This is a genomic window from Ciceribacter ferrooxidans (assembly GCF_004137355.1).
GTDB lineage: Bacteria > Pseudomonadota > Alphaproteobacteria > Rhizobiales > Rhizobiaceae > Allorhizobium > Allorhizobium ferrooxidans.
Genome location: NZ_SDVB01000391.1, coordinates 62,200 through 81,574, shown reverse-complemented (window position 1 = coordinate 81,574; position 19,375 = coordinate 62,200). Strand labels below are relative to the sequence as shown.

Below are 19,375 nucleotides of genomic sequence, written 5' to 3'. Positions count from 1 at the left end.
AGGTTCGACATGAAGAAGTCCCTGAACATTGCGGCCGCGGCTCTGCTGCTGGGTTCTTCGGCAGTGGCACCTCTCGCCTTCGCGCAGGATGCGACCACGCCGGCCGCTCCCGCATCGCCGGGCATGCAGACCCCGGCTGATCCGGGCGCAACCACCGAGCCGACGACCAAGACGATGCCGGCACCGGACACCAGCGCGGCCAATACCGGCGCGACCGGTGAATACCTGACCCAGCAGACCGACACACAGGTCAGCGCCAACGAGTTCATCGGCCAGCCGATCTACAACGCCGAGAACGAGAACATCGGTGACATCAACGACCTGATCATCGAAGAAAAGGGCGGCATCGTCGCTGCCGTGGTCGGTGTCGGCGGCTTCCTCGGGATCGGCGAGAAGGATGTCGCCGTGCCGATGGACAAGATCACCATCACCCACGAGGCTGACTCGAACGACGTCAAGCTGACGACGATGGAAACGGCGGAAGCCCTGAAGGCGGCGCCGGAATTCCAGTCCCTCGACGACCAGAAGTCGGCGAACGACAGCACGATGACACCGACGGACAGCACCACCACCTCGTCGACGGACAACAACTGATCCCGGAACGAGTGACGTGACTGGTTCGCAAGGGGGCGGCGGCAACGCCGCCCTTCGTCGTGTCTGCAGGCGAGATCAGGCCTCGGGCGTGACGCCCGGCGCCGTTGCTCCGAGCCGCTCGCGGTCGAGCATCGCAAACTCATGATAGTGATCGTGGAGGTAGCGCAGGGTCGCCGCCTGATCCATCGGCTTGCCGAAATGATAGCCCTGGCCCATGCCGCAGCCGAGATCGCGCAGCTTCTTCGCCTCGGCGACCGTCTCGATACCCTCCGCCACGACCGCGAGGTCCAGACCTTCACACATGGTGACGATCGCCTTGATGATGTGTTCGGAGGTGCGGTCCGTCATGATGGCGGAAACGAAGGCCCGGTCGATCTTCACCTTGTCGAAGGTGAAATCGCGAAGCCGCCCGAGGCTCGACTGCCCGGTGCCGAAATCATCGAGCGATATGCGGATACCGAGCTCGCGCAGTTCGTTGATGATGCGTGCCGCTGTATCGGCGGAGGTCATCACCGCCGTCTCGGTGATCTCGAGCTCCAGCCGGCGTGGATCGAAGCCGACGCTGTTGAGGATCGAGAGCGTATTGTAGGTGGTGCGCGGGTCCATCAGCTGCGCCGAGGACAGGTTGAAGGAGAGGAAGAGGTCGCGCGGCCAGGCAAGCGTCGCCTCCGCCGCCTTGCGCAGCAGCGTCTCGGAGAGCATGTCGATGAAGCCGCGTTCTTCGGCGAGCGGCACGAAGACGGCAGGGGAGACGAAGCCGAGATCGGGATCGATCCAGCGCGCAAGCGCTTCGAAGCCCTTCACCCGGCCATCAGCGAGATTGACGATCGGCTGGAAGTGGACGTCGACATTGTCGGAAATGATCGCATTGCGCAGCGCCTGTTCGAGCTGGGTGGAACGCCGCATCTCCTGGGCGATTTCGCTCGAATAGACGGTGATCTGGCCGCGGCCCCGCCGCTTGGAACGGTAGAGCGCCGTTTCCGCGCTCTTCATCAGTTCCTCGAAATCGGCACCGGCGAAAGGATAGATGGCAAAGCCGAGCGACGCCGAAAGCCGGACGTTGCGGTCGCCGAGATCGTAGGGTGCGGACAGCACGTCCTTTATCATCTGGCCCACCCGCTCCGCGGCCACCCGCTCGAAGATCAGCGGGAGCACGACAGCGAACTCGTCGCCGTCATGCCGGGTGACGGTCGCACCGTCGGGAATGCAGGCCTTCAGCCGATGGGCCGCCTGGCAGAGGATTTCGTCGCCGGCCACCGTTCCGAACAGGTCGTTGATCGGCTTGAAGCCGTCCAGGTTGACGAGGGCGACGGTAAAGGGGGCCGGGTCGTCGGCACGTTCGGCCGCGAGCATCCGCACCTTGTCGCGCAGGCGATAGCGGTTACCGAGCCCGGTGAGCTGGTCGGTGTAGGCCATCGCCTGAAGCTCGTTCTGGCTTACCTGCGGCAATGTCGGATCGGCCGGCGGCATCGACGATATCCTGAGAACCTCTTGTTACGACCGTCAGGATGTGGGCGAATGATTAAAAAAATAATAGCATTTTCGCGATCTTGAGCCTCTCCACCTCCCCAACTTTGGGGGGGCTTGACGGCGGCTCAGACCGGCGAAAACGCGATGTAGCCGGGGATGAAACGCTGGAAGATCGCCTCGATCGCCTCGGAACTCAGAGGCTTCTGCAGGATATCGTCCATCCCCGCCGAGAGGCAGTCTTCCCGGTCGCGTTCGAAGGCGTGGGCGAGGACACCGATCACCGGCGTCGTCCGCCCGGACGATCGGCCGAGATCGCGGATGCGTCGGCAGGCGTCATATCCCGAAATCCCCGGCAGGGTCACGTCCATCAGCACGATCTGCGGCTCGAGTTCCTGCCAGAGGCGGACTGCCTCCTCGCCGTCCGACGCGATCACAAAGCGAAAGCCGAGCCCCTCGAGTATCTGGGCGAAGACGATCTGGTTGACCGCATTGTCCTCGGCGACCAGTACCAGCGGATCGCTTCCCATCGGCACGGCATCGCCGGTGGTGATCTCCCAGTCGTCCGCCTCGACGGACGGGCTGCGGTTCAGGCGTTCGACCGCAAGAGCGGCGAGTTCACCGGAAATCTGGAAACGGTCGATCGCGAGCGCGTCGACGCCGTACTGACGCGCGAGTTCGAGGCACCGCACATCCATGTCGGCGTCCACGACGACGAGATCGATCGCCACTCCCGCCGTTTTCGCGACGCTGAGAAAGGCATCTTCCTCGCCCGCGTCCTGCACGGAACACGCGTCGAGGCCGAGAGCCGCCAGCGTTTTCAGACCGGTCCCGGCGAAGCCGTTGTCGGCAGTCACCACCAGAACGCGGCGTCCCGAGAGGTCCGCAGGTCGGGCCGGGCCGTCGGCGGCGCTTTCCTCGCCTGCTGCATGGTCAGGCGCGAGAGTAATTGCAGCTGCCCGTTCGGCGGCGAGCGTCATGTCCGCGGGATGATCGAGGCTGGTAACGACGAAATACCGCCCCGGCTTGCCGACGCGCCGGCTGCGCACGGCGAGCACGACGTGTCCGGACGGCTGCGGAACCGTCATCGACACGAGGGATGGCGCGCCGGTTTCGAAGACGTGGCGGGTGGTATTCCCGAGGCTCGTCGCGAGAGTGGTATCGAAAAGGCCGTTCAGCGAACTGCCGAGCAGGACGTCCGCCCCCGCACCGAAGAGAGCGCAGAATGCCCTGTTGACAGCGACGATCGTCAGGTTTCGATCCTGGACGAAGACGGGATGCGGCAGGTTGTCGAGGATTTCCTCGGTGAGTTGCACGCGCTCGAGATCGGCGTGCCACTGCTCCTCCCGCTTCTTCTGCTCGGATATGTCGGTGATGACGCAAAGGCCGTGGCCGGAGGAGAGACGACGCATCGACACCTTCGTCCAGCCACGCTGACTGTCGCGCGTCTGGTAATCCAGTCGTTCTCGCCAGTGGGCGGCAATGCTCTCGGCGATCCATTCGTCGCGGGTGCCGATCACCGTGCCACCTGCCGGGGTGCAGCAATGCATGCCAGCGTCATAGGCGGCGCCGAGAAATTCGCGAAGCCGCGTACCGGGAGAGAGAAACTGCGAAGAGACCGGTACGTAACCGGCAAGCTGGCGGCTCGCATAGATCAGTTCGTCGTTGCGGTCATAGATCATGATGGCGGCAGAAAGGGCCTCGGATGCCGCGTCGAGCGCGGCCGTATGCAACTGCGCTTCCCGCGCCGCCATCTCGCCCGTCACGTGCTTCCCCTTCGACCCGCTCTCTGCGGGCGCCGCTGGAAAATTCTTCACATTACCGCCTCAAGGAACTGAATGCCTGAGCACCAATCCAAAAAACCTTCACTTTCATTCCGCATGAAAAACCGACCGGCGCCGGGGCGGCGCCTGAATGGATGCTTTCGAGCTGGTTCCGGCTTGCCGGTTACCTTTTCGACGTCAACAACCATCCGCCCCTTACGAACGTATTGGAGTACAACCGAAGTTAGTTGCAGGTCCTTAACGGGGACTTAATGGCAAACGGCAACGTTTCCGTAGACGCAGGCGGATTTCCACCGTTTCCGGTGTTTTCGGGCTTTCCTCACCTGTCCGAATCCGGGAAAAGAACAGGATGGCCATCAAGCAGCTCTCCGAAACGCTCATCAACCAGATCGCCGCCGGCGAGGTCATCGAGCGTCCCGCCAGTGCGGCGAAAGAACTGATCGAGAATGCGATCGACGCCGGCGCCACGCGAATCGAGGTGGCAACCGCCGGCGGCGGCAAGAGCCTGCTGCGCGTGACCGACAACGGCGGTGGCATGGAACCTGCCGATCTCGAGCTTGCGATTCGCCGCCACTGCACCTCGAAGATCTCCGAATCACTCTTCGACATCCGCAGTCTCGGCTTTCGCGGCGAAGCCCTGCCCTCGATCGGTTCGGTCGCGAAGCTCTCGATTGCGAGTCGTGTGCCCGGCAGCGCGGAAGGCGCGGAAATCAGCGTCTCAGGCGGCAGGGTTTCGGCCGTCCGTCCCGTCGCCGCCAATCCGGGAACCGTGGTCGAGGTCCGCGACCTCTTCTTCGCGACGCCGGCGCGTCTGAAATTCCTGAAGACGGAAAAGGCCGAAGCGGGCGCCATCACCGAGGTCGTCAAGCGGATGGCGATCGCGTTTCCGCACGTCCGCTTCGTGCTTTCGGGCAGCGACCGCTCGACGCTCGAATTCCCGTCGGCAGGCGATCCCCTCGCCCGCATCGCCCAGGTGCTCGGCAGCGACTTCCGTGACAATGCGATTGCGCTCGATGCCGAACGGGAAGATGTGCGGCTTACCGGGTTTGCCGGCGTACCGACCTTCAACCGCGGCAACTCGGCCCATCAATATGCTTTCGTCAACGGTCGTCCGGTGCAGGACAAGCAGATCCTCTCGGCGATCCGCGGCGCCTATGCCGAGACCGTTCCACACGGCCGCTATCCAGTGGCGGTGCTCTCGATCGACATCGACCCGGCCCTCGTCGACGTCAATGTCCACCCTGCCAAATCGGACGTCCGCTTCCGTGACCCCGGGCTGGTGCGCGGCCTGATCGTCGGCGCGATCCGCGAGGCACTGCAGCGCGAGGGCGACCGCGCCTCGACGACGGGTGCCGGCGGCATGCTCCGCGCCTTTCGCCCCAGCTTCCGTCCGCCGAGCCCCGCCGGCGGTTACGCCTGGAGCCCAGAAACATCGCCCTACCGGCCGACGGCAGCGCCGTCCGGCTTCGCCGAGTCGCAACAGGCCCGGTTCGACACCGTTGCCGTGCCGACGGCCCGCGCGGAGGCGCCGGTCGTCGCTCCGCCATCCGCCCCGCCGGTCGAGAGCCATCCGCTCGGTGCGGCCCGCGCACAGGTCCACGCCAACTACATCGTCGCGCAGACCGAGGACGGGCTCGTCATCGTCGACCAGCACGCCGCCCACGAGCGCCTCGTCTTCGAACAGATGCGCAAGGCGCTTTCCGGCCGGCGGCTACCGTCGCAGGGATTGCTCATCCCCGAGATCGTCGACCTGCCCGAGGAGGACTGCGATCGCCTGATGGTCCATGCCGAGGCGCTGGAACAACTCGGCCTTTCGGTCGAGCGCTTCGGTCCTGGTGCGGTCGCCGTTCGCGAGACGCCGGCCATGCTCGGCGAAATGGACGTCCAGGCGCTCGTTCGCGAGCTTGCCGACGAGATCGCCGAATGGGACACGGCCGGCGGGCTCGCCGCGCGGCTGGAATATGTCGCCGCGACCATGGCCTGCCACGGCTCGGTGCGGTCCGGCCGGGTGCTGAGGGTCGAGGAAATGAACGCGCTGTTGCGCCAGATGGAGGCGACTCCGGGTTCGGGCCAGTGCAACCACGGACGGCCGACCTATGTCGAGCTCAAGCTCTCCGACATCGAAAGGCTATTCGGCCGCAGCTGATATTTCTGGAATTTCCGCGCGTCGCGGAGTATGGCAGGGCAATGACGTGCGAAGGAGCAGTGTGACATGAACCGTTTCGAAGGCAGCGGCAACCGGGAAGCCAAGATCCGGTATCTCGACGCCGACTTCCAGATCCTGTCCCCCGGCTCCTACGTGGTTTGCGCCGTCACCGGCCAGCCGATCCTGATCGACGAGTTGCGCTACTGGAGCGTCGCCCGGCAGGAGCCCTATGTGGATGCGGCCGCCTCGTTCGAGGCGGAAAAGCGGGCAGGCGCCCTTCCCGTCCAGACGCGCTGAGCCGCAAGCCCGGCCTTTTCTCTAGTAGCGACCTTCCTTCAGGCGCCGGGCGCGGTGCACCTCGATCGCCCGCTCGATGATCTTTCCGGGCGCATTCGGGTCGTCGAACATCATTTCCACCTCCACGACCTTGCACTTGCGCGCCAGTTCCTCCGCCCGTCCCGACCCGGCGCGCAGTCGCACGAAATCCTTCGCCGTGGTCACCAACTCCAGATCGTTCGCCGCCGCCTTGTCGAGGAGGTCGTCGATCTCGTCCTCGCCCATATGGTGATGATCGGGCAAGGCTCGGCGCTCGACGAGCTCCGCACCCAGTTCCTCGACGGTGCGGAAGAACTTCCCCGGATCGGCAATGCCGGCAAAGGCGAGCACGCGCTTGCCGGAGATGCCGGCATCGCCCCGCGGCGTCAGCGAAGCGACGTAAATCGGCTTGCCGGCCCGCGCCGCCTGGCGCACGAGGCGATCGGCGGCGGTGCCGTTGCCGACCTTCAGCAATCCGTCGACATAGCGCATCTGCACGCGGATCGGTGCCCGCACCGGTCCGCCGGGCACGAGATGGCCATTGCCGATGCCGCGGACGCTGTCGACGACGATCAGCGCGAAATCGACAGCAAGGCGGGCGCTCTGGAAGCCGTCATCCATGATGATCAGGTCGACCCCCTCGTCCACGAGACGGCGGGCGCCGGCGAAACGCTTGCGCGAGATGACGGTGAGCGCGTGGCGGGCGAGCAGCAGCGGCTCGTCGCCGACGTCGGTCGAGCGATGGTGCTCCGGATCGACGACGGTCGTCACGTCGAGTGAGCCGCCATAGCCGCGGCTGAGGATGCCGGGCTTCAGGCCCTGCGCGCAGGCCGCGCGCACCAGAGCCAGCACGGTCGGCGTCTTGCCGGCACCGCCGACAGTGAAATTGCCGACGCAGACCACAGGAACAGGTGAGGAGAGACGCTTGCCCTTCGCCATCCGCCGGCCGGCGATCTGACCGTAGAGAAACGAGAACGGCGACAGCGCCCAGGCGCGCCAATCCGGTTTCGTCCACCAGAAGGGTGGGGCTTCCGATACCATCACGTCCTCCCGCTGCGCCTCCCGCCTGACGGAAAGCATCTGTTTACGACGATGCAACAGACCGCAGGCGGATGGCCTTCGTCAACCCGTCTCGTGGGCGATGCCGCCACCGCCTTCAGGCGAGCAGGGCTTCGAGCTCGCTGATGTCGTTCAGGCAGACGTCGCAGGCCCCGGCGAGCGTCGCCTGCGAGCCGGTCCCGCTCAGCACCGCGACCTTGAGGCCGGCGCCGGCGTTGTGCCCCATGTGCATGTCGTGATTGTTGTCGCCGACCACTGCAACCGCATCGGGCGCGAGGCCCGTCGCGAGGCAGAAGCCGAGCACCATGCCCGCCTCCGGTTTCGAGCCGTGACCGCTGTCGTAGCCGGCGACGAAATCGACGTAGTCGGTGATGCCGAAACGCTCGACGATGCGGCGGATCGACCTCTCGTTGTCGCTGGAGGCAATGCCGAGCTTCAGGCCACGCCCGTGGAGGCGGGAGAAGAGCGGCGCCAGTTCGATCACCGGCACCGAAAGATCGGCGGCATCGGCGAAGAGTTCGTCGAGGACCGGGACCAGCACCTCGCTCGTCATCGGCGAGCCTGCGGCGACGAGACCGTCGGCGATTTCACGCGTGTTGCCGGCGGCAAACAGGCTGTCCGGCACGATGTGACCGGTCACCGGATCCATGCCGCAGGCGAGCAATAGGCGATCGGCGAGCGACGGGTCGCCGTCGGCCGCCAGCAGCGCCAGCTTGCGATTGACCGGCGCCCAGCTCGCATCGAAATCGAGAAGCGTTCCGTCCTTGTCGAAGAGGATCCCAGCGATCCCCGCACCCCGGTCCATGTCGTGTTCTCTTTTCTTCAGCGCTGCCGTGCAGCACGCGGCTCCAGCCGCGCCTTGACGGTGAGAGGATTGATGTACGGCTCCAGCCCCTTGATCGTCGCGACGAGTGCGCCGCGCATTTCCTGCAGCGTCTCGGTGCCCGCGTCGATCATCTTGTGGCGCGCGAGGTCGTTGACGGAGAGGAAGTGCACGGCCTTCGCCAGCATTTCGGCATCGCGCACGATCCGGGCATTACCGTTGCGCACCAGCCGCTGATAGCTGTCGCGGAAATTCTCGACGTTCGGGCCAGTCAGCACGGCGCAGCCCAGCATCGCCGGCTCCAGCGGGTTCTGGCCGCCCTGTCCGGTGATCGAGCGTCCGACGAAGGCGATCTCCGTCAGCCGCAGATAGAGGCCCATCTCGCCGATCGTGTCGCCGAGAAAGACATCGGTATCCGGCGTGATCGCGTCGTCGCGGGTGCGGCGCGCGACCTTCAGCCCTTTCTCGACCATCATCGCCTCGAGCTCGTCGCAGCGTTCCGGATGACGCGGCACGACGATGGTCAACAGTCCGACATGGGCCTTCAGCGCCCGGTGCACCATGACGGCGATCTTTTCCTCACCCTCGAAGGTGGAGATGGCCGCCCAGGTCTTGCGATGGCCGATCTGCTCGCGGTAACGCGCAAGCACAGCCGCGTCGCAGGGTGGAGCATCACCGTCGACCTTGAGATTGCCGGAGACGGAGACCGGCCATGCGCCGAGATCGCGGAAGCGCTCGGCGTCGACATCCGATTGCGCAATCACCAGCGACAGCTTGGAAAACAGCGCCTCGGCAATCGAGTTATGGCGGTGCCAGCGATCGAAGGAGCGGTCAGACATACGGGCGTTGACGAGGATCTGTGGGATGTGGCGCCGATCGAGCTCGCCGAGCGTCGTCGGCCATATCTCAGACTCGACGGAAATCGCGATGTCCGGCCCCCAATAGTCGAGGAAACGGCGGACCGCCGGCCTCAGGTCGAGGGGCACATACTGGTGAATGATCTCTCCGTCGAGACGCAGCCGCACGAGTTCGGCGGAGGTGACGGTTCCGGTGGTCAAAAGGACGTTGATGTCGCGGCGGCGCAGCTCGCGCATCAGGCCCACGACGGCGAGCGTCTCTCCCACGCTCGCGGCATGGATCCAGACGAGCGGCCCGTGCGGACGATCGACCGAGGGATAGCCGAAACGCTCCAGGCGACGCGCACGGTCTTCCTTGCCCTTGGCGGTCCGCAATGCCAGCAGCGGTCCGGCGAGCGGGTAGGCAGCGATGCCCGCCCAGCTGTAGCCGGTAATCGCCATCGATGCGAAACCGTCGATCATCGCCATCAATAAAGACCGCTTCTCTTAGCTTTCGGTGCCATGACGCCCTTTCGATCAGGCTGGCCAAGCTCAAACTGTCGATGCTGCAAAACTGCGTTCAAAAATTGACGTCCCGCCACCGCATCCGATCGAAAAGTCCGGATGCGGCCCGGTCGAAATTCATCAGTCCTGACCCACGACCTTTTCGCCCGGGGTCAAAAGGCGGTGCATGTGCACGATGAAATAGCGCATATGGGCGTTGTCGACAGTAGCCTGGGCCTTGCCCTTCCATGCCGCAAGCGCGCTTGCATAATCGGGGAAGATGCCGACGATGTCGAGATCGTTCAGATCCTTGAAGTGTACGTCCTTGAGGCTCGTCAGCTCACCGCCGAAGACGAGGTGGAGGAGCTGCTTCTGATCGCTGGATTCGGTCATTCTACGTTTCTTTCCATTCGTGTTCGCCTCCCCTTTTCCTGTGATCGATTTTGACGGAAACGTCAACCGCGCGGGACGGCGGCGAGCCTCTCTAGGAGACCCGGAAGCTCACCTTCAACCGCCGCACACAGGACGCCGTGGGTAACCTCTGGACGGTTGTAAACAAGCGCGTTTCCACCGAGATCGGTCAGCCGCCCTCCGGCCTGCTGCAGGATGAGATCGGCGGCGGCGATGTCCCAGTCATGGGAGTTCGGCTTGACGAATGTCGCGTCGATGCGGCCTTCGGCAACCATTGCGATCCGGTACGCGAGAGACGGGACATGCTCGACACGCTCGATACGTCCTCTCAACGGAGCATCGAATACATTGACGATGTCCATCGGGGTCGCGACGCGCAATTTCTTCACCGGATCGAAGGCGGCGACCATGATCGGCTTGCCGTTCTTGAGCGCCGGTCCGCCTTCGACCGTCGAATACTCCTCGCCGAGCGCCGGTGCGACGAGAACGCCGGCCACCGGCTTGCCGCGATGGACGACGGCGACGCTGACACACCAGGTCGGCTTGCTGGCGATGAAGGCGCGGGTGCCGTCGATCGGGTCGACGACGAACAGGGTATCGGACTTCAGCCGGCCGAGATCGTCGTCGGTCTCTTCCGAGAGCCAGCCGTAGGACGGACGGGCGGTGCGCAGCCGCTCTTCGAGGCACTCGTTTGCGGCATGATCGGCGGCGCTGACCGGCGAGCGGCCCTCGTTCTTCCACCAGACCTGCGGCGACTGGCCGAAAAAGGTGAGCGCGACGGCCGCCGCCTCGCGCGCCGCAGCGGCGATCAGGTCGAGATCCGCCTGCCAGTCGGAAATGAGAGCGGCGGTCATGATGGCACCATCCTCTGCGTTTTGCGGCTCACGTCAACGGCCGGCGATCGTCATGCCCTCGATGGCAATGGTCGGGGCGGCGACGGCAAACTTGCGGTCGATGTCATTCGCCGCGGTCAGCCGCATGAACATGTCTTTCAGGTTCGAGGCGATCGTCACGCCGGAAACCGGGTAGGCAAGCTCGCCGTTCTCGATCCAGAAGCCGGTGGCGCCGCGGCTGTATTCACCCGTCACCATGTTGACGCCCTGGCCGATCAGCTCGGTGACGTAGAAGCCGGTTCCGACCGAACGGATCAGATCCTCCGGCGCGACACTGCCCGGCTCGAGCGCCAGGTTGGTCGAGGTCGGAGACACCGCCGTTCCGCCGCGCGAGCCGCGTCCGTTGGTATGGAGGCCGAGTTCACGGGCGGCCGAGGAAGACAGGAACCAGTGCTTCAGCACGCCGTCCTCGATCATCACCAGCTTCTCGCCCTTCACGCCCTCGCCGTCGAAGGGCCGCGAGCCGGAGCCGCGCACCTTCAGCGGATCGTCCGTGATGTTCAACCCGGACTTCAGCACCTCCGTTCCCATGCGATCGCGCAGGAAGGAGGTCTTGCGGGCGACCGCCGCGCCATTGATCGCGCCGGCGATGTGGCCGATGAAGCCGCGCGCCACGCGCGGGTCGAACACGACGGTGACGTTCTGGCCGGTTTCGACCTGGCGGGGGTCGAGACGGCGGACCGCCCGCTCGCCGGCCCGTCGCCCGATTTCGGCGGCAGGATCGAGATCGGCATGGAAGAGCCGGCTGTCGAAATCGTGGTCACGCTCCATCCGCGTACCTTCGCCGGCGATGACGCCGACGGAGCAGCCGAAGCGAGAGGACTGGAAACTGCCGGAAAATCCGTGGGATGTGACGAGCACAAGACCGCCCATGCCGGCCGAAGCACCCGCCCCGACCGAGTTGGAGACCCCCTTGACCGCAAGGGCCGCCTCTTCCGCCGCGAGCGCCGCATCCCGCAAGGCATCGCTCGACACCTCGGTCGGATCGAAAAGGTCGAGATCGGGGTAGGACCGCGCGAGGTCGGCCGCGTCGGCGAGACCGGCGAAGGGGTCTTCCGGTGACACCTTCGCCATCGCGACCGCGCGCTCGGCGAGTGCCTTCAGGTCGAAGCCGGGATTGGCCGAGACGCTCGCGACCTGCCTGCCGATGAAGACCCGCAGCGAGAAGTCGTCGCTTTCGGAAGACTCCGTCGTCTCCACCTTGCCGAGGCGAACGCCGACCGACTTCGAGCGCGACCGGACGACGACCGCATCCGCACTGTCGGCGCCCGCCTTCAGGGCGAGATCGACGAGCTGGCCGGCGCGGGAAAGAAGACTGGCGGAATCGATTTCAGAGGTCATGATTTGGCCTTTCATTACGGCTCCATGTATTGTGCATTACAACAGGCATCAAGGGCCGTGGCACCGATTCCCCGAGAGCCGTCACGACAGACAAAAAGGGAGAATAACGGCTTGACGACGGCACCGGACGCGCTCTTCACGGAAACCTTGCTTCTGCTCGGGGGCGCCGTCGTGGCGGCGCCGATCTTCCGCAAGCTCGGGCTCGGAACCGTGCTCGGCTATCTTGCCGCCGGTGTGGTCATCGGCCCGATCCTTCACCTGCTGACGGGTGCGGGCGAAATTCTCGCGGTCGCCGAACTCGGTGTGGTGTTCCTGCTCTTCATCATCGGCCTCGAACTCAATCCGTCGCGGCTCTGGCGCATGCGCGCCGACATCTTCGGCCTCGGAACGGCGCAAGTGCTGCTGACCGGCCTCGCGCTCACGGGCGCCGCCGTCTTTTCCGGCCTCGTCGACTGGCGCGGCGGCCTGGTCGCAGGCTTCGGGCTCGCGCTCTCCTCGACCGCCTTCGCGCTACAGCTCCTGAACGACGCCGGCGATATGAACACCCGCTACGGCCAGCGTTCCTTCTCGATCCTGCTGCTGCAGGACCTTGCGATCGTGCCGTTGCTCGCCATGGTCTCGATCCTTTCGAGCGGTCATGAGACGGCGAACGGCTCGGTGCTCGTCGATTCGATCGTCGCGGTGCTCGCCGTCGTCGCGATGGTGATGGCCGGCCGCTACCTTCTGACGCCGCTCTTCCAGATCATTGCCCGCACCGGCGCGCGGGAGGTGATGATCGCCGCGGCGCTGCTGGTCGTGCTCGGATCGGCGGTGCTGATGCAGCTCGCCGGGCTCTCCATGGCCATGGGCGCATTCCTGTCCGGCGTGATGCTCGCCGAATCCTCCTATCGTCACGAACTCGAGGCCGATATCGAGCCCTTCCGCGGCATCCTGCTCGGGCTGTTTTTCATGGCCGTCGGGCTGTCGCTCGATCTGAACGTCATCCTCGACAACTTCGTTCTCGTGCTGGTCGCCGTGCCGGCGGTGATCGTGATCAAGGCCGCGATCCTCTACACGCTCTGCCGGACGTCCGGTTCTTCGCATGACGACGCCGTTCGGATCGCCTTTCTGTTGCCGCAGGGCGGCGAGTTCGGTTTCGTGCTGTTCACCACCGCGACCGCTCAGCAGTTGCTTTCGAACGGTACCGCCTCGCTGCTGATTTCGATCGTCACGCTGACCATGGCGCTGACGCCGATCGGTGCGGCGCTCTCGCGCCGTCTGCTCTCCGGCGATAGCCGCGAGGAGCTCGACGAGGACTTCGAGGGCGCCGGCTCGGACGTGCTGATCATCGGGTTTTCGCGTTTCGCCCAGATCGCTGCACAGATCCTGCTTGCAAGCGGTCGCGACGTGACGATCATCGACGATTCCGCCGACCGCATCCGTCAGGCGGCCTCCTTCGGGTTCCGCATCTATTACGGCGACGGCAACCGGCTCGACGTGCTCCGTGCGGCGGGGTTGAAGCGGGCGAAGATCGTCGCGGTCTGCACGCAGAAGAAGGAGACGACCGACCGGATCGTCGACCTCATTCTCGCCGAATGCCCCGACGTGCGGCTCTTCGTGCGCTCCTACGATCGCATCCACAGCCTGTCGCTCAGAGCGCGCAACGTCGAATACGAGCTGCGCGAGACGCTGGAATCGGGCCTGCTCTTCGGTCGCAAGACCCTGGAAGCCCTCGGCATGAGCGAGGAGGACGCGCTGGCGATTGGCGAGGATATCCGCCGCCGCGACGAGGAACGGCTGCGCATCCAGCTGACGGACGGTCTGCATGCCGGACGGCACATGCTGCACAATCGTCCGGTCCGGCCGGAACCGCTGGTGAAGCCGAAGCGCGCGACGCCGGACGACGTCGAGGCCGCCGTTCGCGCGCATTCGGGAACGGAGGATTCCTGAGCGCCGTCAGCTGCGGACGACGTCCTCCATCCGTGCCTCGATCCGGCGCTTGAGGTCGTCTTTGAGGGCTTCTGCCGTGTCGAGGATCTGCCGCGCCTTCAGGAAGTCGAGCACGCGGTAGGAGTTGACGTCCGGCCGCAGCAGGATGTCGGGCGGCGAGAGCTTCTGCTTGAGCGTCAGATTGGCCTGCATCATCAGCTGGCTTGCGCCGAACAGACTGTCGATGCGGTTCGGCGGCTCGCCGTCGTCGCCGACGGGCCCGCCGATCACATCGACGCCGATCACGATGTCGGCCGTGCCGGCGAGGTGGTCATAGGGAACGGGGTTGTAGATGCCGCCGTCGATCATGAAGCGGCCGCCGAGGCGCACCGGCATGAAGAGCGCGGGGATTGCCGCCGACGCTGCCAGCGCATTCAGGAGATCGCCGCTCTCGCAGACGACCTCGGTCTGGCCGAAATAGTCGGTCGCGACGACCTTGAGCGGGATTTCGAGGCCGGAAAAATGCTCCGGCAGGCGCTCCGGCAGAAAGGCCGTGAGGATGCGTTCGAGATTGAACTGGCCGAGCCGGAACCCGCCGAGCGCATCGCGCATGGTCGCCGGCCCGAGACTCCAGAGGCGGTTTGCCAGCGCCGAACGCTTGCCGACCGTCTCCAGCGTATAATCGCGGATGTCGCGGCCGGTCATGCCGGCGGCCATGCCCGCGCCGATGATCGCGCCGATCGAGGAACCGGCGATCGCCGCCGGCCGAATGCCCATCTCGTCGAGCGCCTCGACGACCGGGATGTGGGCAAGTCCGCGGGCGCCGCCCGCCCCGAGCGCAAGCGCCAGCGTGGGTCCGCCGGAAGAGACCGGAGCCGGGAGCATCGCTGGCGTCGTTTCGCTTTCCACCGGCAGTCCTCGTTTGCCCGTCACCGTCAGGCGGGACGGTATTCGTAGAAATACATCTTCGTGTCGCCGAAGGTCCGCTCCTCGATGAGGCGGAAGGCCGGGTGCATGTTTATCACCGCCTCGGCCTTCTCCTCCAGGATTGCGAGCGCGCCCGGCACCAGCCAGCCGCCTTCATGGGCGGCAGCGAACGCCTTCTCCCCGAGCCCCTTGTTGTAGGGCGGGTCTGCGAACAACAGATGAAAGGGCTCGATATTGGCGGCGGGACCGAGCAGGGTGGCGTCGCGCCGCAGGATCTTCGCCCGGCCGTGCAGGCCGAGCGCATCGATGTTCTCCCAGAGAAGGCTGCGGCCCTCGACGCTGTTTTCAACGAAGAGCGCGGCACGGCAGCCGCGCGACAGCGCCTCCAGTCCGACAGCACCTGTGCCGGCGAAGAGGTCGAGCACGCGCGTGCCATTGAGACAGCCCGGATGCGCGTGGGTCAGGATGTTGAACAGGCTCTCGCGCGTCCGGTCGATGGTCGGCCGGATCGCGTTCGATTTCGGGGTGGCCAGATTGCGACCGCGAAACTCACCGCCGACGATCCGCACCGCGCCTTACCTCCGGCCCTTCGAAGGACCCCGGCCACCGCCGGAAGGCTTGCCCCCGAAAGGCTTTCCGCCACCCGGACGGCCGCCCCGCGGCTTGTCGCCTCCACCCGCAGGCTTGCTGCCACCGGGTTTGCCGCCGAAACGCTTGTCGCCAAAGCTCTTGCCGCCCTTGCCCTCGGGCTTGCCCGAAAACGGCCTGTCGCCGGAAGGCTTGCCGCCGCTGCGGGGCCGATCACCGTAAGGCTTGTCGCTGCGTGGGCGATCGCCGTAGGGCTTGTCCCCACGGGGACGATCGCTGCGGTCGCGCGCCTCCTGCGGACGCTCGCGGCGAGGCCTGTCCTCGAACGACCGACCTTCGAAAGAGCGTCCTTCGCGGGGACGATCGCCGCGATCCGGCCGGCCACCGGCACTGCGCCTGCCGCCGAAACCCTCGTCCTCGTCCTTGCGGCGCGGCGGCGCCTCGGCGCGAATCCATTCGCCTTCCTCGTCGCGGGTCTTGCTGATCGTCACGCGCGAGCGGGCGTCGGGCTGGCCGAACGCCGGCTTTCCGCTCCGCGAGGCGTCCTCGAAGCGCGGGCGGCCGCCCGGCTTGCCGGCACCGGAGGCCGCCTTGCGGGCAGCAGCCTTCTCGCCGAGCGGACGGGCACCCGGCGCCATCCATACATTGGCAGTGCGGCTCTGTCCCATCGGCTTGCGCTTTGGGCGGTCGGCAAAGTCGCCGTCCTCCCGCCTGTCGCCGCGCGCTCCCTTGGACGCCGGGCCGGAGCGGCGGGTGTCGAGCCTGTCGAGCGCACGTTCGCGGCGATCTTCGGGCTTTTCACGCTTGCCACGCTGCGGCTTTTCGGAGGGCTTCTCGGCGGTCTCGCCCTCGTCCTCGTCGCGATCGCGGGAATAGATCGGCGCGTCGAAATTTGCCTTCGCATCCTCGATGAGGCGCGGTCCGAGCTGGTCGCGCAGCATCCGGCCGCGGACCTCCTGGACCTGGCCTTCCGGCAGATCGCCAAGCTGGAAGGGCCCGTAGGATATGCGGATCAGGCGGTTGACCTCGAGGCCGAGCGCGCCGAGCACGTTCTTGATCTCGCGGTTCTTGCCCTCGCGCAGACCCATGGTGAGCCAGACATTGTGGCCCTGCTTGCGATCGAGGGTCGCGTCGATCGCGCCGTAAAGCACGCCTTCGACGGCGATGCCTTCCTTCAGCTTGTCGAGACGGTCCTGGTCGATGTCGCCATGGGCGCGGACGCGGTAGCGACGCAGCCAGCCGGTGGTCGGCAGTTCGAGCACGCGGGCGAGGCCGCCGTCATTGGTCAGAAGCAGCAGGCCTTCGGTGTTGATGTCGAGGCGGCCGATGGACATGACGCGCGGCAGGTCGTCCGGCAGGTTCTCGAACACCGTCGGGCGGCCTTCCGGATCGGAATTGGTGGTCACCAGCCCCGCCGGCTTGTGGTAGAGCCAGAGACGGGTACGCTCGATGCCGCGGATCGGCAGGCCGTCGACCTCGATCTGGTCGGCGAAGGTCGCATTGACGACCGGCGTGTCGAGCACCTTGCCATTGAGGCTGACGCGGCCTTCCATGATCATGCGCTCGACATCGCGGCGCGAGGCGACGCCCGCGCGGGCGAGAAGCTTGGAAATGCGCTCGGGAACGACCGCTTCGGCGCCGGCCGCGACGGCAGGCACCGGCTTGCTGGGTCTCGGTGCAGCCTTCGGTGCCGCCTTGTCGGCCGATTTCGGCGCGCCCTTCTCGGCGGAACGGGTGAATTTGCGGGGCGACGGCTTTGCGCCGCGTTCGGACGATTTGGCGCCGGGACGCTTAGGCTTGTCTTTGGATGTCATTTGTTGTTTGCCTGTGGTTTGGCCGTGTCCTATCAGGTCGCGGGGCCTTGGTTAAGAGGAAATGTCACATGCCGCCGGCGAATCGTTTCATGGAGCTTGCGCTGGCGGAGGCCGAAGCGGCCGGGAAACGCGGCGAAGTGCCCATCGGCGCCGTGGTCGTGCTCGACGGCGAGGTGGTCGCGAGCGCCGGGAACCGCACCCGCGAACTGCACGACGTGACGGCGCACGCCGAGATCGCCGCGATCCGGCTCGCCGCGCAGCGCGTCGGCGACGAGCGGCTCTCCGGCGCCGATCTCTACGTCACGCTGGAACCCTGCACGATGTGCGCGGCGGCAATTTCCTTCGCCCGCATCCGCCGACTCTATTACGGTGCCGAGGACCCGAAGGGCGGCGGCGTCGACAATGGCGTGCGCTTCTACGCGCAGCCGACCTGCCACCACGCGCCGGAGGTCTATTCCGGTATCGGCGAGCGGCCGGCCGCGGAGATTCTCAAGGCCTTTTTCCGGGAACGGCGCGAGGAGCTCTGAGCGGCACCTCTCAGGCGACGACCGTTCCGGCCTCCTCGCCATCGATGACGATGCGGTTGCGACCGGCTTTCTTGGCCCGGTAGAGGTCTTCGTCAGCCTGCCGGAAGAGTTCCGTCGGATCGAAGCGCCCGGAGGAACACCGTGCGCCGATGCTGACGGACAGCGGTACGCGCGCGCCCTCGACGAGGACCTTGCTGCCGGCTACGGCGCCGCGGAGTGCCTCGGCGACGGCCAGCGCCTTCGCCCGATCGGCTCCGTCGAGGAACAGCACGAATTCCTCGCCGCCGATCCGGCCCCAGAAGTCGCGGGAGCCGAGCGTCGCGGCGATCGTCCTGCCGATCACCCGCAATGCCTCGTCACCGACGAGATGACCGAAGGTATCGTTGATCTTCTTGAAATGGTCGGCGTCGGCGATCAGCAGCGCGGACGACTGCGGCCCGGATGCCGCGGCGTCGAGGGTGGCGAAGAAGGTCTCGCGGTTCAATCCACCGGTGAGGGAATCGATCCGCGACCGCTGCTTGAGGTCCGCATGCAGCGCGGAGAGTTCCGCATGCATGTCCTCCAGTTCGACGTGCATGCGCGCGATCTCGTCGCGCTGGCGCTCGATCGTCTCCTTCTGGTGGAACTGCCAGGCACTCGCCGGTGCGGCGATGACGAGCGGGCACAGGACGCTCATCCAGAAGCCGGGCCCGTCGGGATGGCCGCCGAGCATCGGCACGAGCAGCAGCACGATCGAAACCGAGGCCGCGACGGACAGTGCCGTCACGACAGCCGCCTTGGTCGCCGTCTGCCTGCTGATCTTGAACATGGCCGGACACTATGGTCCGTCCGGTTAACGGGATGTGACGCCGGGGTGGCAAAATCCCGGATAGAAACACGTCAACCGGCTGCGAAATCCCTGAGCCGGTCGCCGGAAAGGCGGTAGCGGATCCATTCCGACTGCGGCTCGGCGCCGACGGCCTCGTAGACGCGGATCGCCGGGGTGTTCCAGTCGAGCACGCTCCATTCAAAGCGCCCACAACCTTCTTCAACGGCAGTCTTGGCAAGATGGCGCAGCAGGAGCTTGCCGGCGCCGGAACCACGATGGTCGGGCGAGACGTAGAGATCTTCGAGATAAAGACCCTTGCGCGCCTGCCAGGTGGAATAGCTGTAGAACCAGATGGCGAAACCGGCCGGAACGCCGTCCGCCTCGAGGATCGCGGCCCCCGTGACGGAGCCCGGCCCGAAGAGCGTCCGGGTCAGGCTTTCTTCCGTCGCCTCGACCTCATGCTCGGCCTTCTCGTAGATGGCGAGTTCGGTGATGAAGCGCAGGATCGAACCGACATCCGCCGGCGTGGCATTCCGGATGGTGAAGCTGGTCATGGAAATCTCAAGGGCCAAACAGAGCTGCAGGCCGTTTCCGGCCTGCGACATGCTACGAAACTGTGAGGGAGCGCAC

Annotated in this window: 18 protein-coding genes; 5 read left to right on the top strand and 13 right to left on the bottom strand. The window is 65.8% G+C overall.

Annotated elements, in window-relative coordinates; genetic code table 11:
• Positions 1–9: 9 nt before the first annotated feature.
• Entirely contained in the window at positions 10–594 is a 585-nt protein-coding gene (locus tag EUU22_RS23970; RefSeq protein ID WP_129334482.1) for a PRC-barrel domain-containing protein, read from the top strand.
• 75 nt (positions 595–669) lie between these two features.
• On the opposite strand, the gene EUU22_RS23965 is transcribed toward EUU22_RS23970, so the two are convergent.
• Both EUU22_RS23965 and EUU22_RS23960 read right to left on the bottom strand, forming a co-directional pair.
• Complete coding sequence (locus tag EUU22_RS23965) at positions 670–2,064, bottom strand: putative bifunctional diguanylate cyclase/phosphodiesterase (protein WP_129334481.1); 1,395 nt, start codon at positions 2,062–2,064, stop codon at positions 670–672.
• A 125-nt stretch (positions 2,065–2,189) separates the two neighbouring features.
• A complete protein-coding gene (locus tag EUU22_RS23960) occupies positions 2,190–3,878 on the bottom strand; it encodes a response regulator (RefSeq protein ID WP_245485282.1) in 1,689 nt (562 codons plus the stop codon).
• A 316-nt stretch (positions 3,879–4,194) separates the two neighbouring features.
• Between EUU22_RS23960 and mutL the strand changes: the two genes are divergently transcribed.
• Positions 4,195–5,991, top strand: a complete 1,797-nt coding sequence (gene mutL / locus EUU22_RS23955; RefSeq protein WP_129334480.1) for a DNA mismatch repair endonuclease MutL — start codon at positions 4,195–4,197, stop codon at positions 5,989–5,991.
• Between the two features lie 66 nt (positions 5,992–6,057).
• Positions 6,058–6,288: a DUF2093 domain-containing protein gene (locus EUU22_RS23950; RefSeq protein WP_129334479.1), complete on the top strand. Its 231-nt coding sequence runs from the start codon at positions 6,058–6,060 to the stop codon at positions 6,286–6,288.
• A 21-nt stretch (positions 6,289–6,309) separates the two neighbouring features.
• Here the strand turns inward: EUU22_RS23950 and lpxK are convergent, their stop codons facing one another.
• The 6 genes from lpxK to EUU22_RS23920 form a co-directional block, all read right to left on the bottom strand.
• A complete protein-coding gene (lpxK, locus tag EUU22_RS23945) occupies positions 6,310–7,347 on the bottom strand; it encodes a tetraacyldisaccharide 4'-kinase (protein WP_129334478.1) in 1,038 nt (345 codons plus the stop codon).
• A 115-nt stretch (positions 7,348–7,462) separates the two neighbouring features.
• On the bottom strand, positions 7,463–8,170 hold the full coding sequence (locus tag EUU22_RS23940; RefSeq protein WP_129334477.1) for an HAD family hydrolase: 708 nt from the start codon (positions 8,168–8,170) through the stop codon (positions 7,463–7,465).
• Positions 8,171–8,187: 17 nt separating this feature from the next.
• The gene (waaA, locus tag EUU22_RS23935; protein WP_439329188.1) at positions 8,188–9,507 is read right to left on the bottom strand and encodes a lipid IV(A) 3-deoxy-D-manno-octulosonic acid transferase; all 1,320 of its coding nucleotides are present in this window, start codon (positions 9,505–9,507) and stop codon (positions 8,188–8,190) included.
• Between the two features lie 162 nt (positions 9,508–9,669).
• A complete protein-coding gene (locus tag EUU22_RS23930) occupies positions 9,670–9,921 on the bottom strand; it encodes a DUF4170 domain-containing protein (RefSeq protein ID WP_129334475.1) in 252 nt (83 codons plus the stop codon).
• A 62-nt stretch (positions 9,922–9,983) separates the two neighbouring features.
• Positions 9,984–10,793: a 3'(2'),5'-bisphosphate nucleotidase CysQ gene (locus EUU22_RS23925; protein WP_129334474.1), complete on the bottom strand. Its 810-nt coding sequence runs from the start codon at positions 10,791–10,793 to the stop codon at positions 9,984–9,986.
• Positions 10,794–10,826: 33 nt separating this feature from the next.
• Positions 10,827–12,173 carry a TldD/PmbA family protein gene (locus EUU22_RS23920; RefSeq protein WP_129334473.1) on the bottom strand — a complete coding sequence of 449 codons (1,347 nt, stop codon included), beginning with the start codon at positions 12,171–12,173 and terminating at the stop codon, positions 10,827–10,829.
• Positions 12,174–12,284: 111 nt separating this feature from the next.
• Between EUU22_RS23920 and EUU22_RS23915 the strand changes: the two genes are divergently transcribed.
• On the top strand, positions 12,285–14,102 hold the full coding sequence (locus EUU22_RS23915; protein ID WP_245485280.1) for a monovalent cation:proton antiporter-2 (CPA2) family protein: 1,818 nt from the start codon (positions 12,285–12,287) through the stop codon (positions 14,100–14,102).
• A gap of 6 nt (positions 14,103–14,108) precedes the next feature.
• Here the strand turns inward: EUU22_RS23915 and EUU22_RS23910 are convergent, their stop codons facing one another.
• From EUU22_RS23910 to EUU22_RS23900, 3 genes are read right to left on the bottom strand one after another with little or no spacing between them, the layout of a single operon-like run.
• Positions 14,109–14,966 carry a patatin-like phospholipase family protein gene (locus tag EUU22_RS23910; protein ID WP_129334472.1) on the bottom strand — a complete coding sequence of 286 codons (858 nt, stop codon included), beginning with the start codon at positions 14,964–14,966 and terminating at the stop codon, positions 14,109–14,111.
• 50 nt (positions 14,967–15,016) lie between these two features.
• Positions 15,017–15,577: a 16S rRNA (guanine(966)-N(2))-methyltransferase RsmD gene (rsmD, locus tag EUU22_RS23905; RefSeq protein ID WP_129334471.1), complete on the bottom strand. Its 561-nt coding sequence runs from the start codon at positions 15,575–15,577 to the stop codon at positions 15,017–15,019.
• 6 nt (positions 15,578–15,583) lie between these two features.
• Positions 15,584–17,410 carry a pseudouridine synthase gene (locus EUU22_RS23900; protein WP_129334470.1) on the bottom strand — a complete coding sequence of 609 codons (1,827 nt, stop codon included), beginning with the start codon at positions 17,408–17,410 and terminating at the stop codon, positions 15,584–15,586.
• Between the two features lie 68 nt (positions 17,411–17,478).
• On the opposite strand from EUU22_RS23900, the gene EUU22_RS23895 reads away from it, so the two are divergent.
• Positions 17,479–17,937 carry a nucleoside deaminase gene (locus EUU22_RS23895; RefSeq protein ID WP_129334469.1) on the top strand — a complete coding sequence of 153 codons (459 nt, stop codon included), beginning with the start codon at positions 17,479–17,481 and terminating at the stop codon, positions 17,935–17,937.
• A gap of 10 nt (positions 17,938–17,947) precedes the next feature.
• Here the strand turns inward: EUU22_RS23895 and EUU22_RS23890 are convergent, their stop codons facing one another.
• The gene (locus tag EUU22_RS23890; protein ID WP_129334468.1) at positions 17,948–18,745 is read right to left on the bottom strand and encodes a GGDEF domain-containing protein; all 798 of its coding nucleotides are present in this window, start codon (positions 18,743–18,745) and stop codon (positions 17,948–17,950) included.
• A 71-nt stretch (positions 18,746–18,816) separates the two neighbouring features.
• On the bottom strand, positions 18,817–19,299 hold the full coding sequence (locus EUU22_RS23885; RefSeq protein WP_129334467.1) for a GNAT family N-acetyltransferase: 483 nt from the start codon (positions 19,297–19,299) through the stop codon (positions 18,817–18,819).
• Positions 19,300–19,375 lie beyond the last annotated feature (76 nt).